The organism is Nostoc sp. (assembly GCF_036917355.1).
Taxonomy (GTDB): domain Bacteria; phylum Cyanobacteriota; class Cyanobacteriia; order Cyanobacteriales; family Nostocaceae; genus Nostoc.
Window position 1 is genome coordinate 25,721 of record NZ_JBALDP010000074.1, and the last position, 13,866, is coordinate 39,586.

Here is a 13,866-nt window from a genome sequence, read left to right on the forward strand (position 1 = left end):
CACTCTCCACCCTATAAGGGCGAAGATTCTTCATTCATAGATCCAACTTGCTCATGCAGGATTGCTCCAACATGGGTAGAGGTCGAATCTCCCGAAGCGTTTGGATCTAAGATCCAAGTTCCCGTATGCCCTACGGTACTTAAGGCTAATTTCAGGATATTAATAGCAGCGTTCCAGTCTCTATCCAGTGCAAATCCGCATTCACAAACATGAGTCCTTGTAGATAGAGATTTTGTGACTACTGCTCCGCAGTTAGAGCAATTTTGTGATGTTGTCCAAAAGTCCAAGTATTAGTTTCGTTCAATTCCAATTTTTCAAAATAGTTAGCAAAATCTGGAAAATGGAAATATTCTAGCGGCATACGAGATATTAACAGTAAAGAAAAATTTTCTAGTTGAGCTAACTGTTGTAATCGGAATAAGTCGTGGCTAAAAGTATTGCTAACAAAATGCAATCTATCAAAATTATCTATCACCAGCAGCCTATTATAACCATCAGATAATTCGCTTATGATATTTTGCCAATCCTGCTGGTAGTAAAAACTGAAGCTCATAGGAATAACTTTGAATAGATGATCCACACTAAAAGGATATTCAAGATTGAGGTAAACAGACTCTAAGTTAATATCCTTGAGTAAACAGTTTTTAACAGTAAGAGTCTTACCAATATTTTGCTTGCCCCATAGGTTAATATTCTTGCCTGCATTTACCTGATCGATTAACTGACGGTAGTCTTTATAACGTAACATTATCGTCATCCTTTAAATCCAATATATCCAGAAATTAAATTGACACTAAATATGTGATTTTTTGGCTGTGCTTCTCTAAGCTGTTTCGGGAAAATTGGTTAGATACAATAAAATTATCTAACAGAAAGTCAGGTGATTGTGAAAGTCTCAATAGCACACCATCATCACCACTACTGCGATGATAATAATGAATTACAGGTGATTGGATAACTGTCAAGTTATCGTTACGGATTGCTTGTCCTGTAACCAGACCATCCATGATAAATTTGGCGGCAGCAGCTACATTATCGCTATCTCGTGCAAAATTTTTGAGATACCAATGAAATTCAATCCAAACTGCACCATCTAAACAAAATTCACATTCTCGAACAAATTCACCAATTAAGTTTGTCCAGTACTTCTTAAGTCCAGCGCTGGCTTGCCAACCTGACCGTGCCTGGTTAATAATTTCGTTCATACTAGGGGGTAAAGGCATCGTTAGTTCAAATATCATCTTCCTTACTCCCTTTCAAACTATTTAAAAATTCCTCAATAACGTTTCTAAATTTCTTGTATGACCTACCATCTTGACGGGATAAATTGAATACCGCTTTGACAATTTCATCAAGTTGATAGCCTTTTTGATGCAAATTCAAAATTGAGTTTCTTGCTTCCTCGTCAAGCTGTACCTTAAAGTTAAAACTGCCCTCAAAATCAGTTTTATCCTGTTTAGTTTTAGTAACAGCAGTAGTTTTAGATTTACCTATGTCCTTACTATTGCGCTCGCCGTACAAACTAGCGACAAATTCATCAAAGTCTAACCCAGACTGCCAAGCTGTGTAGGGGTCGTTCTGATTTTTAGCTTCTAGGAGTAATTGCTGGAAGTATTCAGGGTCTTCATCGTCAGCTACATAAAGCGCCTGGAGTCGCAGCACCTCAGTGGTCTTGTACAAGAAATCTCCGTATCCCAGTAAATAAACTGCACGTTTGTCTTTATCGTCCCCAAGGATAATACAACTGTCTTCAGGGCGAGTCGTAACAAAGGCTGTCTTGGCTGGAAAGTTTGAGCGAATCAACGGATCAATCACGTTTTTATCAGGTCGCTGGGTATACAACAGTACATGAATCCCTGCACCACCCGCTTTTGCAAGCAACTTCATCAGCGCAGTCTCAATGCGATCGCAGTAGTTATCATCGGAAAGTAGATCAAAACACTCGTCAATCAGACAGATCACTCGCGGCATGACAAAATCAGGGGCAAATCGCATGTTGTACTGTGCGATCGTTTCAATACTGCTGTGGCGCTCAAATTCCTGATATCGCAATTCCATTTCTTCAACTAAGTAATCAAGCAAGTTAGCAGTCGCCTCTGCATCACGCGCAACTGGGGCAACAAGATGGGGTAGCCCATCAAATTTACCAAAGGTCACGCGCTTAACATCCGAAAGCGCTAATCGAACAACCGAAGGGGGATATCGTCGCACCAAATACAAGATTGCTGCTTTCTCAAACTGCGACTTCCCACCCCGCGTTCGCCCACCACCCAAGATATGGGTTACGTTGTCGCTATAAAGTGGAATTTCGACATAGGTGCCATCTACATCAACACCACCAGGAATAGATACAGAATGAATGTCAAGTTCACTGTCAAAAGTAAAATGATCGCGGAAATAAGCAAATTGTCTATCTAATCGGGGTATGTCAAATACAACTCCTCCAGGCACTACACTCACCATTGGTGCAAATTTCAAGCCTAACTCTTCACCAAGCTGCTGCACTAAGTCATTACCGATGTCTTCTACTTTCTTGTAACTAACACCCCGTCCCAGTTTTACCCTAATACGGTTAAAAGTGGGGCCATTTTTGGCATCAACATACTTAGCATTAATATTAAAATCTTCTAACGTATCAACTAATAACTTCCCTGCCTGCAACATAGTTAAATTTTGTGAATTAGCAATCTCATTTGCACCAGTATTTCTATCTAAATATTTAGGCTCTTTTAAAATAATTGAGCCATCTGCTGTCAGCTTTGAATCTAATGGCTTACCTGTGGCACGCGCGACAAGCACTGCCGTTCGGTAACAATAGTTTTTAATGCATTTATCTCTAGATTTACTAGCTAAATCAGTAAAATAACTAGTTTCTTTATTGCTCAAAAATAAATTATAAAGATTTTCCTGAACTACTTCATATCCAATCTGCTTAAGATGAATATTTTTGATTGATTCAATGTATTCAAATAAAGATTCAATTAGTGATATGTTAACAACTATCTCAATCATCTGATGATATACGTTATTTTGCTCCCACTGCGATGGCATCCGATTGATATGAATATATTCAAGTGCGTAACGTACAAACTCGTACTGGTTTAAAGTACAGTGTTCTGCACATATTGATAATATTTCTTCATCGTTTGTACCTGCAATTACTGATTCGTATATTAACTGAAATAAAAGTTCTAAATTAAAATTTATAACCGGACGTGATAATTTTGCTCTAAAATCTATTTGTTGTAGAACAGTTTCAGCATAAAATACCATTGAGGAAGGTAAAGTCTCCCGTACATTATCTATAATCTCTTCATTGCCCAAACCATCTTGTTTTGCCTGCACAATTGCAGTCAAAAGCTGTTGTTTTTGAAATTCAATATTACCATTGGTGTAATTGTATTGTGATGATATCACTAAGTTTTCACTTCCTAGAAATTTCAAACTTTTGTAATTGCTGCTGATAGTAAATTCTCAACTGCGCTAAAGATTTTGGGTTTTGATTGTACGAGTTGCAAATAAGACTGGCCCATACCCTACCTACTTTGCATATCGCAGTATCAAACCTTCCTGCTTCAACATCACTTAACGCATTATTACGACGAATATATTCAATTGCCATCTTGTCCTGAGAAGCTGGACTAAAATCTTTTAAGTTTAATTTTGGCTGAAGATCATACCAACTTATATCCAACATTTGATAAGCACCAGCCGCAGTTGAACAAACATTTTTACCATTAATAGGAGCGCACTGTTTCTTTAACGGGTGTGTAGAAAAATTATTAAAAGTTCCGTTAAATACTAATTTGTGATAACTTTCTGGCTCACTGGTTCCTGTTTCTGCCCAACGAATTGTCGCTAAAAAAGCACTCAACCGTGGTGAATAAGGACGCGGTGAATAAGAACTTGTACTAACTCTTCCTCTTAAACTATTTAATGATACTGAAGAAACACCATTACTTTGAGAAATTGAAAAATAAATGCCCAAAGTAATTAAGGAAGCAGTTGACAGATGAATGGGTTGAAAACGTAATATAAATTGACGGCGAGTATTTTGCATTAACTCAACTAAACTATCAACAATAAACCCAAATTGCCAACTATCAATTGCCTTACCAAAACTATGCATATAACATGATGGCAACTGACATGGCAGTGAAGCTACTCCTTGACACTCCCTGCTCTAAAGAGAAAGGGATTCTTGGTTCAGTGACTCGCCGTTAGACAATTGGTTTACACCAATTCCCCAAGAGGGCAAATCTCCCCAAGCGTAATTTCCCGTGTGCCCCACGGTACTTAATCCTAGGTTCAGGATATTTATACTGGCATTGACATCTCTGTCTTCTACATATCCGCAATGTGTGCAAATATGGGTTCTAGTAGATAGAGATTTATTCACTTTCTTGCCGCAGTTAGAGCAATTTTGGCTTGTGTTGTAAGGAGAGACAGCAACCGTTACCTTCCCATATTTATGACCAAAATACTCTACCCAACTGCGAAAAGTTGACCAACCAGCATCACTGATTGATTTAGCTAGATGTTGGTTCTTGACCATGCCTTTCACATTTAAATCTTCATAGGCTACCAAATCATTAGATTGGATGACGGAGTACGCCAATCTCTTGCAATACTCTTTTCGCTGCCTACTTACTCTTAAATGCTTACGCGCATACCTATTTCTAGCTTTGTAGTAATTATTAGACTGACGAAGCTTGGCTTTATTTTTAGCTTGATTGAATTTCTTAGATTTTTTGCGATTAGCTCGATTCAACTGCTTTTCCGACTTGCGGTAAAACTGGGGCGAGGGTTCTACATTACCTCTACTATCAGCAATGAAATACTTTAATCCTAAGTCGATACCAACTACTTGATTTGTTGGCTGCGTTTTAACCTTAACATCAACATCAAGTACGAACTGAGCGTAGTAACCGTCAGCGCGACGTACTAAACGGACACGCTTAATTTGTTTAATGTCGTAGTAATTAAGATCATAAGTTCCCTTCAAATTGAGTGTTCCTATGCCTTTCTTATCTGAAAAACTAATGGCTTTACGAGTTTTAGAAAGCTTCCACCCAGAGGTTTTGTACTCCACTGAGCGGCAATTTTTCTTAAACTTTGGGAAACCCTTTTTACCATTAATCTTTTTCTTGCAGTTATCGTAAAATCGGCTAATTGCGCTCCAAGAACGTTCCGCCGCCGACTGCCGAGCCATTGAATTTAGTTGAGCAGCAAAGGGAAATTCAGCAGCTAGTATCGCACAGTATTTGCTGAGGTCATACTTGCCTACATTTTTATTATCCATCCAGTAACGTAAACATTTGTTTTGGATGAATTGACTGGTGCGAATGGCTTCGTCAATAGCACGATACTGCTTTTCTTTTCCTTTGACTTTAAACTCATAGATTATCATGGCTCAACCTGATTTATCTCGACTGATTTAAGAAAGCCAAATTTATTTTGCTATACGCTTATATGCACCGGATTTATTTGGGGTTTTAGGTATCACGACTCATAACCTTCAACGGTTTGCTAAATATTCGTGTAAATAAGGACGTGGGTTCTGTGTTACACCATTAACGTGAACTTCAAAATGCAAATGCGGCCCCGTGGAAAAGCCCGTACTACCTACTGCTGCAATCATCTGCCCACGGACAACTTGTTGTCCTTGCTGTACATACAGCTGACTGGCATGACCGTACAGAGTAGATAAACTTCCCTGATGCTGAATAATAACTGCTTTGCCATAACCACCCTTGTCGCCTGCAAAAACTACTCGACCAGCATCAATCGCATAAATTGGCTTACCCTTTACTGCACCAAAATCAATCCCCGCGTGAAACTTGCGATCGCCTGTAATGGGGTGTGTCCGCCAACCAAACTCACTAGTTACAGGAGTACCAGCCGCAGTAGGAAAGGCAATTTGACCGTTATTTAAAACCTTATTGCTAACAACAGTTCTAGGTAATATTAGACCTTGGAGAGATTTAACTAACAGTTGAGATTCAATCCAGCCAGAAACCTGGGGGATGACCATAGCTGCAATTACAATTGAGGTTGCGATCGCATATCTCCAATTTGCACTCGAACTAGTATCGACCGTCTCATTCAAACTACTTACAGTCGAATTACTAACGTCCTTGTCACCGTCAGTTTCAAAGATTATTCGCATTGCCTCAACGCCTTTTCGCATTAGCAGGAGAAACCTGCCAACAACCAATCCTTGCAGTACTCAATACTTCCTCAAAATCATTCCTAACCACACGGCAATCAGGAGAATTCAGGCCATCCCCAGATGTTGCAGGTTCCCTTACTTGAGGAGAATAGCGTTTAGGAACAGGAGTAGAAGATATATTCACACCGGGTGCAGCGGTAGGGACAACAGTCGGCGATGAAAACTGAAGCTTTTGTACCAATGCCACAGCATTAAGCCAGTTATAAAACTGCAAATATCCCGGTTGTAAAATATCTGCAATCCATACCAGCAGTACGAACCAAAAAATTGCTTTTACCCACATTATTCCAACTGCTTAACCACAGGCAGGGCAAAAGAGGGAACTTCTTTGGGTACAACTTCAATCTTCTTCCCAGACGCATACCCCGGCCCGGTATAACTGCCATTAAGGAAAAAATTCAACAGCATTATTAACAACCACACTCCCACACCAGCTACACCCACAGGAGATTTAATTACATCAGATAAAAAATATACTGGATACCAGCCAAATCTCCAGGGGTTTTGCGGGTGCAACCGATGTGCTTTCCAAATCTCAATGTAGGGAATCTCTATCTGAGGAACCCTCGGCTTATAGGCAGTAGGTGCATTAATATACCTAACCTCTACTGGTTGAGTTTCATAAGTAGTCATGGGAGAAACGCTAGGTTGCTGATTTACTATTCCTCCTTGTTGCTGTACCTGCTGCAACATATTTTGCAAGCGGTTTGCAGGCACAATTACTCCACCTTCAGAATAATCAACATCAAAGTTGCGGCGCTGATTTCTGCTCATAATATGACCTCAAATTAAGTAATTAGCTGGCAGGTTTATCATTTACCTGGGAGTTAGTATCTTCCCAGAAATCTTCATCCTGAAGTTGGGCGTAAAACTCTTCTGGAGATAACATTCCAAGTTGGTTTTGCACTCCATCTTCAAAAAATTGGCTACTATGTACTCGCCCTAACCCAGAAACACTAGAACGAGGAGGAAATTGGACTACATTCTTGGCAGAGAATTCGCTATTTAATCTCATCCCAGAAGAAGGTGATACTGGGGGCATTAAAGAAGGCTGAATATCAGTATCAGAAACACCAACATGAAGTTGTCGATTGCCAGGATTAGGGAAGTTATCAGACACTTCATCTCTTTCTTCAATTGCATTGTTATAGTCAGAAATTCCCCAGCCCAAAAAACAAGCAAATCCAGCCAGAAATATAACTGCACTCATCCAATGCACTCCTGAATTGGGAGATGGCATCATCTCGACTGTCGTGCGAGTTGAACCTTCAAGGGTAGTACGAATAGGGGTACGTTTGACTGCCGCTACAACATTGAGCGAACACAAAGCTATGCAAATTATCGCAGCAGCAAACTTGACATACATGACATCATCCCCTCGATTTATTAACAGGCTGTTTATTAGGAACTGGCTGAGGTAATTGCTTCTTCATTTGTTGGAGATACATCCGTCTTTGCTCCTCCCTCTGGTGTATTCTCTCGCGGATGTCTGCCACTTGTGCCATCTGCTCTACTGGGTCTAAATATCCCCGCGCCCGTAACAGCTGTGCCTGTGCAAGAGAGTATGGTTCTTGAGCATTTTTAATCTGAATTAGCATTTGATTCAGATCAACTGATGGTTGAGATTCCAAGTTTTGAGCGTAATCAATCGCCTCTAATTTACCCAAAATCAAAACAGCAGCCGCTCCAGTTGGTATCTTCTCCTCAACTTTCGTACCATCGGTTTTGCGGTACCCCCAGTAAAAACTATTATTTCCAGAAGCCGCTTCTAGTAAAACATCCAGCGAGTTGAATTTAACTATCTCCAGCGCCGGCATATAGTGAAGGCGGTAAAACCCAGATTTATCATTAGCCTGCATCCTGGATATTTCACTCCGTAATTGCTGTCCCCACAATGCCGCCGCCAACTGTCGCCAGCCTGTAAGAGTAGGCGCACCCTCGACTGAGGAGTAACTGGAAAGATGGTCTATATTGTAGTCAGTACGAGAAAGCTTTTCTAAGTACACTTCCCGAATTTGGGAAACTTGCGCCTTTACCTGTTGTACCTCCGATATTTGATTACCTGGAACCTGTTGCTTCCATCCAACCATCAATGCAACCGCCCCTATAACAGACAGCGCACTAACAGTTGAACAAACCGTCCACAGGGTAACATTTACCTTTTTCTTTCTGCGACTTGGCTGTTTATTTCGCACAGGTGTAGGAGTAAACATCGTCTACCCCTCACGTATTATCAACAACCAACTGCAACTGAGGGCGCTTGTTTAACTCGCGCGCCATCGCAATTCCCGCACCACCCACAACTATCCCAGTAAGTAGCAACAGAGGATGCAAGGCAAGGGTCGCCCCCACTCCCAACAGTTGTCCCACCATCCCAGAAACACCCAGGTTCATCAACAAACCACCTGCCGTGTTAACTAAAAAGTCAAATACTGCACTCATACCTGCTCCCTGGCAATAATGCGACTAAAATCAGTAATTCCCTTGATTTTGAAAGGTTAATTAGGTTTTTTGTTCGTCCCTGGTAAACCAAATTATTACTAGTGCCAGAATCAAACCAACTAATTCACCTATACCCACACCAATCAAAATTGGCTGAATACTCAGAATTTCCTGTCTCTCTTGAGTTGGGGGGACTGCTACCCACGTCCCAATAACAGTACCAGCTACTACCGAAAGTAAATTTATACCAACTGCCTGAGTAGATGTCTTTCTCAAGTTGAGTAAACTCTCATCCCGTATTTGATAGCAGATGGGTAGCATTTGAGCTACTATTTCTTCGGAGATTGCGCGGTTTTCGGCTGCGAGGACTTCAACTGTCTCGGCTGCGGTGTCGATGTACCGACTAACAGTGGATGAGTCTCTTCCCCCCAGTTCACCTTGCCGAAAAAATCGTTATCGATGCGCGAGTTAATTCGCTCTTGCGCTTCATCGTAACCAGGTGGAACGGAAGTATTACCTTCACCAAGTAAACTGCTGCCATGAAAAACAAATTCTTCTAGAGCAAGTGTTGAAGATTCAAGCACCACCTTATGGCGTAATTCCCCTAACTGAATACCTCTATCTGCATCTTGGTAAAGTATTCCTACAAAGCTGTCAGGGGAAGCTTGTTCTGGGTCTACGCCAAATCGCTGTTTGATGTACTCGCGCTTGTCGAACTTATGTTCGCCTACTTCTGATTTGCGATCGCGCATTGCAATCAAGTGCTGGGCAGCTTCTTCAAGGGACATACCTTCACGGGAGGCTGTCTCTTTAAGTTGAACTAATTGCTGTTCAATTGTTTCATCAAGCGTATCATTTGGCTGCAAAGCTAAATCTAACAACCGACAGCAGGTACGTACTACATCAGGCGACACCTGCAAAGTCTCTGCCACTTTGTTGATATGCTTCATTTCGCTCAATTCTCCTAATTACTGCTTGCACAATTGGGTTATTTTTTTCTTCATCAGATATATGCTTAGTCAAAAAGTCATAAAGGCTTACGTCATTAACTTTTTGCAAATAAGCATCTAAGCCACCAGCAGGAATTACCTGCTGTAAATATTCCTCACAAGTCAACCGCCGAATCTTGATAGCGACGTAGAAAATATCGGCAATCTCGACTGTTGTTGCATCAAAATATCCTCCCCGTTTTCGGGGTTTGACTATACCGGCATAGGGATACCACCGTTGTAAAGCGGCAATGGAAATCCCATATCTTTCGGCAAGTGTTTTCTGGGTGTAGATAACGTTTTCACATATCATCAAACTCATTCCAACTGAAACACTTCATCAATTTAAAGCGAATTAAACTAGCACCTTGCAAAACTGTTTGTAGATTAAAAAATAATTTACAAATCATGTCAGTTTAGTACAGGTATAGCTCAACTCAAATACAACTCAATTTCAGTTCATGTCCTAATAAACTGCACAATAGCCAAGTTACATACTGCCTATTGATAATGCAAGCACGTTTGTATATATGAGTAAAAAAATAGAAAAATAACTCTTTTGGTAAGAAACTGCTCTAACAGAAATATATAACGCGATGTGCTACTTAATAGTCTATGACAAGTTCATTGAACTTTTACCCATTTATCATAAAAATGTGTTTATGTTAGAATACAGTACATAGGATTGACTAAATCCATGCTAGTTCTTGAAGCAAAATTAAAAGGTAAAACAGAACAGTGCAGCCTAATTGACGAGGCGATTCGTACTGCTTTGTTTTGCCGTAATAAGGCTTTGAGGTATTGGATGGATAACCGCGGTGCTGACAGATACGATCTTAATAAGTTCATGGCTGTGCTTGCAAAAGAGTTTGAATTTGCCAACAGATTGAACTCACAAGCAAGACAGTCAAGTGCAGAAAGAGCGTGGTCAGGTATTGCCAGATTTTTTGATAACTGCAAAAAGAAAATAGCAGAAAAGAAAGGATATCCACAATTTAAGAAACGCGGTCATTCAGTTGAATATAAGCAAACTGGATGGAAACTTTCTGAAGACAGGAAATATCTTACCTTAACTGATGGGTTCAAGATTGGCAGATTAAAGTTAATTGGTAGCCGTGACTTAAATTTCTACCAGATTGAGCAGATTAAACGAGTCAGACTGGTTAGACGGGCTGATGGTTACTATGCTCAGTTCTGTGTAGATGTTGATCGTAGAGAAGAGATCGAACCATCTAAAACCACGATTGGCTTAGATGTTGGTTTGAATCATTTCTATACCGATAGTAATGGTCAAGTTGTAGACAATCCTCGCTATCTTAGAAAATCAGAGCGGCAACTAAAAAAGTTGCTTTCGCATTGTTTCTAAGCGTAAGAAAGGATCTGCTAATCGGAAAAAAACTATAAAGCAGTTAGCGAGAAAACATTTGCAAGTATCAAGGCAGCGTAAAGACTTTGCAGTTAAGACAGCAAGGTGCGTAGTTCGGTCTAACGACCTCATTGCCTATGAAAATTTGCAAGTGCGGAACATGGTTAAAAATCACAAATTAGCTAAGTCAATCAGTGATGTAAGTTGGTCAATGTTTCGAGATTGGGTTGAGTATTTTGGTAAGGTGTTTGGTAAAGTCACGGTTGCCGTGCCACCTCACTATACAAGTCAAAACTGCTCACATTGCGGTAAGCAAGTCATTAAAACATTGAGCCAGAGAACCCATTGCTGTTTGCATTGTGGCACTGTATTAGACCGTGACTATAACTCAGCTCTGAATATTTTAGCTAGTGGTCTAAATAGGGTAGGGCATACCCAAATTAACGCCTGTGGAGAGTTCGACCTCTGCCAAGTTGATGTAAGTCTGCTTGATAAGTTGTCTCACTGAATCAGGAATCCCCGTCGCTTTTAGCGCGGGGGGTGTCAATCTTCTTGAGAAATAGCCTGTTGCTGTTTCTTTATCGCACGCGCTATCAGAGGAGCTTTTTTTTCTAATCCTTGTAGAGTCAAATCCCCATCCAAATAAAGTTGATACCATTGTTGACGCTGGCGCAGGACTCTTTCATCATCCCGTAACCGCAACCGTTCCAAAGTAAATTCCGCCTTTTGACGTTGTTGCGGAGGAACTTTATCTGTTAATACTAATTGTAGGGAAGGAAGTAAAATTTCAAACCAATCTTCTCCCAAATCAAAAGGGTCAAGTACCTGGTCGTCAAGTGTACCTTTACTACTATTTATCCAAGCAGAAGCAAAGCGTAAATTGCTCCATTCATAAGCTAAATCGCGATAATTTTCACGGCTGCGATAATGATCTACTGTACCAACTGGTTCATACATAACGCTATAGCCACACAGATTATTAAATCCATCAGCTAAATCACTTTTGAAAGGCGACCAATAATCTCTGGTTCCTTTTTTAGGGTTTGGATTTTTTGCCAACCAAGCATTTCCTGGTTGTCGCACTTTTTTATCAAAATCAGGTGGTTCTGGAGGAGGATTAAATGGCATCATTGTAAGAATTCAGGAGTCAGGAGTCAGAATTCAGAATGGAATTAGCATACCCTGTTAGTAATTTACTAACCTCCTCAAGTTGAAGCATTAATCCTGATGTGTCACCGTAGTCAAGGTCTTTTGAAAGAATTAGATAGTAGCGGCATTCCTCTACAGAGCCTTGTGCAATGTTCATAAACCGTACTTTGTCTGTTGCTCCCTTTTTCTTGAATCCTTCACATATATTTGCTGGAATAGAAATTGCTGCTCGTCTAAACTGAGAGGTAAGCCCATAGATTTCCGTTTTAGGGAACTGACCAGTAAATTGATATACACATAAAACAAACTTATGTGCTTTCTGCCAAACTATCAAATCTTGAAATGTTTTGGCTGGCTGTCTCATTTATTCTGGCTCCTAAGTTCTGACTCCTGAATTCTGACTCCTGAATTCTTACTTATCATCTGTGTTATAACCCTGAGAATCCAGAATTTCTTTTCTCCGTTGTAACTATCCAACGGGGCCAAAATGGGTCATGTCCTGGTAAAACTCTTTGAAGTTCTTGATGAATTTGTGTTGGTATTCTCAGATTTTCTGGAAACGTATTCATATCATCATCACGCATCCAAGCCTCTGCTGCTTCAATTGCGATTTCTGCTTCTTTGGAACGGGCTTGTTTGAGTCCAAAAATGTCTGAGGTTAACCATCCAACTATATCCCCTTGTTTTGACCAAGGTACTTCGTCAAGGCTAACCTCTCTATCTTGTAATTTAAATAAAAATAGTTTATCTTCTTGCTCATGAAAATTTGGCTCTAAAGAAGCAAGAATAAGTGGAGAATGAGTAGTTACTAAAGCCTGTATCTTCATCCTGTGTTGTAATTCTGTCACCACAGATAAAATAGCTGGTAAAATCACCCTCTGCCAACGAGGATGTAAATGAGATTCAATTTCATCAATTAGTAAAACTATCTGATTTACTGGCTTTTGTTGTCGCAATTCTGAAGCTTTTTTATGTTCGTACCAAGTCCACACTAGTAAATAAGCCAGTCCCAAAATACGCTTCATTCCGGCTGATGTTTGAGTCACAGGAACATTCCCATAAGGCAGATTAACTGTAGGAATATCGCGCACGTCTTCAATAGAAACTCGCGTTGGTTCTCCCACTTGTATCCATTCAGAAGGGTGAGGTGCAAGTTTTCTAATGACATTAGAAAAGAGTTCAAATGGATATTTATTGGGTTGATTCTGCCATGTAACCCAATCTTGAATTAGACCATTACAAATAACTTTACCTTTTGACTTTAATCCATTCCAAAGTGTATTTGGATTAAAGTCAAAAGGAATATCGCGTTGGCGAGCTGGGTCAAAAATGGAAAAACTACCATCAACCCGCACATAAATAACTACCTCTTTTAATAAAGGAGGCATTTGTAAATTACGCCATTGCTGTTCAGAAAAGTCAAACTGGCTCTGATACTCTCTTATATTTTTTTTATTGCTAACTACGGCTGTAATTTGCGGATTTTCACCTCTGACTCGCTGTGGGTACGCTGGTTGCTCTGCCCAATTTGTAGTCATCACCCACCAAGCAATATCGAGTAAAAAACTTTTACCTAAACCATTATCACCTGTAAATATATTGAGCCTATCGGCAAATGCGACATCAAAATGGGCAGCTGGACCAACTTGTTGGAGGTGAAGTTCTTTTAACATTTGGCTCTCATACAC

Annotated in this window: 16 protein-coding genes and 3 pseudogenes; 1 reads left to right on the plus strand and 18 read right to left on the minus strand. The window is 40.2% G+C overall.

Features of this window, described 5'->3' with window-relative positions:
* Positions 1-11: 11 nt before the first annotated feature.
* The 15 genes and pseudogenes from V7K53_RS24100 to V7K53_RS24170 all read right to left on the minus strand — a co-directional run.
* Positions 12-272, minus strand: a pseudogene (locus tag V7K53_RS24100) (zinc ribbon domain-containing protein); the annotation flags it as partial.
* Positions 239-757, minus strand: coding sequence for an ATP-binding protein (locus tag V7K53_RS24105; RefSeq protein ID WP_335200071.1), 519 nt, complete (start codon positions 755-757; stop codon positions 239-241). The gene V7K53_RS24105 and the pseudogene V7K53_RS24100, both read right to left, overlap by 34 nt.
* Before the next feature lie 25 nt (positions 758-782).
* A complete protein-coding gene (locus tag V7K53_RS24110) occupies positions 783-1,241 on the minus strand; it encodes a hypothetical protein (RefSeq protein WP_335200072.1) in 459 nt (152 codons plus the stop codon).
* A complete protein-coding gene (locus tag V7K53_RS24115; RefSeq protein ID WP_335200073.1) occupies positions 1,231-3,417 on the minus strand; it encodes a DNA translocase FtsK in 2,187 nt (728 codons plus the stop codon). Before V7K53_RS24115 ends, V7K53_RS24110 begins: the two co-directional genes overlap by 11 nt.
* A gap of 7 nt (positions 3,418-3,424) precedes the next feature.
* Positions 3,425-4,168: pseudogene (locus V7K53_RS24120) on the minus strand (glycoside hydrolase family 24 protein); the annotation flags it as partial.
* 15 nt (positions 4,169-4,183) lie between these two features.
* Entirely contained in the window at positions 4,184-5,410 is a 1,227-nt protein-coding gene (locus V7K53_RS24125) for an RNA-guided endonuclease InsQ/TnpB family protein (protein ID WP_335200075.1), read from the minus strand.
* A gap of 108 nt (positions 5,411-5,518) precedes the next feature.
* The gene (locus V7K53_RS24130; protein WP_335200076.1) at positions 5,519-6,169 is read right to left on the minus strand and encodes a M23 family metallopeptidase; all 651 of its coding nucleotides are present in this window, start codon (positions 6,167-6,169) and stop codon (positions 5,519-5,521) included.
* A gap of 4 nt (positions 6,170-6,173) precedes the next feature.
* Positions 6,174-6,515, minus strand: coding sequence for a hypothetical protein (locus V7K53_RS24135; protein WP_335200077.1), 342 nt, complete (start codon positions 6,513-6,515; stop codon positions 6,174-6,176).
* Positions 6,515-7,006 carry a hypothetical protein gene (locus V7K53_RS24140; protein WP_335200078.1) on the minus strand — a complete coding sequence of 164 codons (492 nt, stop codon included), beginning with the start codon at positions 7,004-7,006 and terminating at the stop codon, positions 6,515-6,517. Before V7K53_RS24140 ends, V7K53_RS24135 begins: the two co-directional genes overlap by 1 nt.
* A 22-nt stretch (positions 7,007-7,028) precedes the next feature.
* On the minus strand, positions 7,029-7,598 hold the full coding sequence (locus tag V7K53_RS24145) for a hypothetical protein (RefSeq protein ID WP_334765650.1): 570 nt from the start codon (positions 7,596-7,598) through the stop codon (positions 7,029-7,031).
* Between the two features lie 4 nt (positions 7,599-7,602).
* Entirely contained in the window at positions 7,603-8,445 is an 843-nt protein-coding gene (locus tag V7K53_RS24150) for a phage terminase large subunit family protein (protein WP_335200079.1), read from the minus strand.
* Between the two features lie 10 nt (positions 8,446-8,455).
* Positions 8,456-8,674 (minus strand): hypothetical protein, encoded by a 219-nt coding sequence (locus V7K53_RS24155; RefSeq protein ID WP_334986165.1) that lies wholly within the window; start codon positions 8,672-8,674, stop codon positions 8,456-8,458.
* A 60-nt stretch (positions 8,675-8,734) separates the two neighbouring features.
* A complete protein-coding gene (locus V7K53_RS24160) occupies positions 8,735-8,995 on the minus strand; it encodes a hypothetical protein (protein WP_334736366.1) in 261 nt (86 codons plus the stop codon).
* Between the two features lie 8 nt (positions 8,996-9,003).
* Positions 9,004-9,555, minus strand: a complete 552-nt coding sequence (locus tag V7K53_RS24165; RefSeq protein ID WP_335200155.1) for a hypothetical protein — start codon at positions 9,553-9,555, stop codon at positions 9,004-9,006.
* 22 nt (positions 9,556-9,577) lie between these two features.
* Entirely contained in the window at positions 9,578-9,976 is a 399-nt protein-coding gene (locus V7K53_RS24170) for a hypothetical protein (protein WP_104899257.1), read from the minus strand.
* A gap of 384 nt (positions 9,977-10,360) precedes the next feature.
* On the opposite strand from V7K53_RS24170, the pseudogene V7K53_RS24175 reads away from it, so the two are divergent.
* A pseudogene (locus tag V7K53_RS24175) lies at positions 10,361-11,537 on the plus strand (RNA-guided endonuclease InsQ/TnpB family protein).
* A gap of 35 nt (positions 11,538-11,572) precedes the next feature.
* On the opposite strand, the gene V7K53_RS24180 reads toward V7K53_RS24175, so the two are convergent.
* The 3 genes from V7K53_RS24180 to V7K53_RS24190 all read right to left on the minus strand — a co-directional run bounded on the left by V7K53_RS24180 (position 11,573) and on the right by V7K53_RS24190 (position 13,851).
* Complete coding sequence (locus V7K53_RS24180) at positions 11,573-12,160, minus strand: hypothetical protein (RefSeq protein WP_335200080.1); 588 nt, start codon at positions 12,158-12,160, stop codon at positions 11,573-11,575.
* Between the two features lie 16 nt (positions 12,161-12,176).
* Entirely contained in the window at positions 12,177-12,542 is a 366-nt protein-coding gene (locus tag V7K53_RS24185; protein WP_265271017.1) for a four helix bundle protein, read from the minus strand.
* Positions 12,543-12,606: 64 nt separating this feature from the next.
* Complete coding sequence (locus tag V7K53_RS24190; RefSeq protein ID WP_335200081.1) at positions 12,607-13,851, minus strand: AAA family ATPase; 1,245 nt, start codon at positions 13,849-13,851, stop codon at positions 12,607-12,609.
* Between the last annotated feature and the right edge of the window lie 15 nt (positions 13,852-13,866).

Bases quoted from the DNA above. Each gene is read 5' to 3' on its own strand.
- V7K53_RS24180 (WP_335200080.1), bottom strand. From the start codon at position 12,160: ATGATGCCATTTAATCCTCCTCCAGAACCACCTGATTTTGATAAAAAA.
- V7K53_RS24160 (WP_334736366.1), bottom strand. From the start codon at position 8,995: ATGCTACCCATCTGCTATCAAATACGGGATGAGAGTTTACTCAACTTG.
- V7K53_RS24185 (WP_265271017.1), bottom strand. From the start codon at position 12,542: ATGAGACAGCCAGCCAAAACATTTCAAGATTTGATAGTTTGGCAGAAA.
- V7K53_RS24110 (WP_335200072.1), bottom strand. From the start codon at position 1,241: ATGATATTTGAACTAACGATGCCTTTACCCCCTAGTATGAACGAAATT.
- V7K53_RS24130 (WP_335200076.1), bottom strand. From the start codon at position 6,169: ATGCGAATAATCTTTGAAACTGACGGTGACAAGGACGTTAGTAATTCG.
- V7K53_RS24135 (WP_335200077.1), bottom strand. From the start codon at position 6,515: ATGTGGGTAAAAGCAATTTTTTGGTTCGTACTGCTGGTATGGATTGCA.
- V7K53_RS24155 (WP_334986165.1), bottom strand. From the start codon at position 8,674: ATGAGTGCAGTATTTGACTTTTTAGTTAACACGGCAGGTGGTTTGTTG.
- V7K53_RS24125 (WP_335200075.1), bottom strand. From the start codon at position 5,410: ATGATAATCTATGAGTTTAAAGTCAAAGGAAAAGAAAAGCAGTATCGT.
- V7K53_RS24145 (WP_334765650.1), bottom strand. From the start codon at position 7,598: ATGTATGTCAAGTTTGCTGCTGCGATAATTTGCATAGCTTTGTGTTCG.
- V7K53_RS24150 (WP_335200079.1), bottom strand. From the start codon at position 8,445: ATGTTTACTCCTACACCTGTGCGAAATAAACAGCCAAGTCGCAGAAAG.
- V7K53_RS24170 (WP_104899257.1), bottom strand. From the start codon at position 9,976: ATGATATGTGAAAACGTTATCTACACCCAGAAAACACTTGCCGAAAGA.
- V7K53_RS24105 (WP_335200071.1), bottom strand. From the start codon at position 757: ATGACGATAATGTTACGTTATAAAGACTACCGTCAGTTAATCGATCAG.
- V7K53_RS24190 (WP_335200081.1), bottom strand. From the start codon at position 13,851: ATGTTAAAAGAACTTCACCTCCAACAAGTTGGTCCAGCTGCCCATTTT.
- V7K53_RS24140 (WP_335200078.1), bottom strand. From the start codon at position 7,006: ATGAGCAGAAATCAGCGCCGCAACTTTGATGTTGATTATTCTGAAGGT.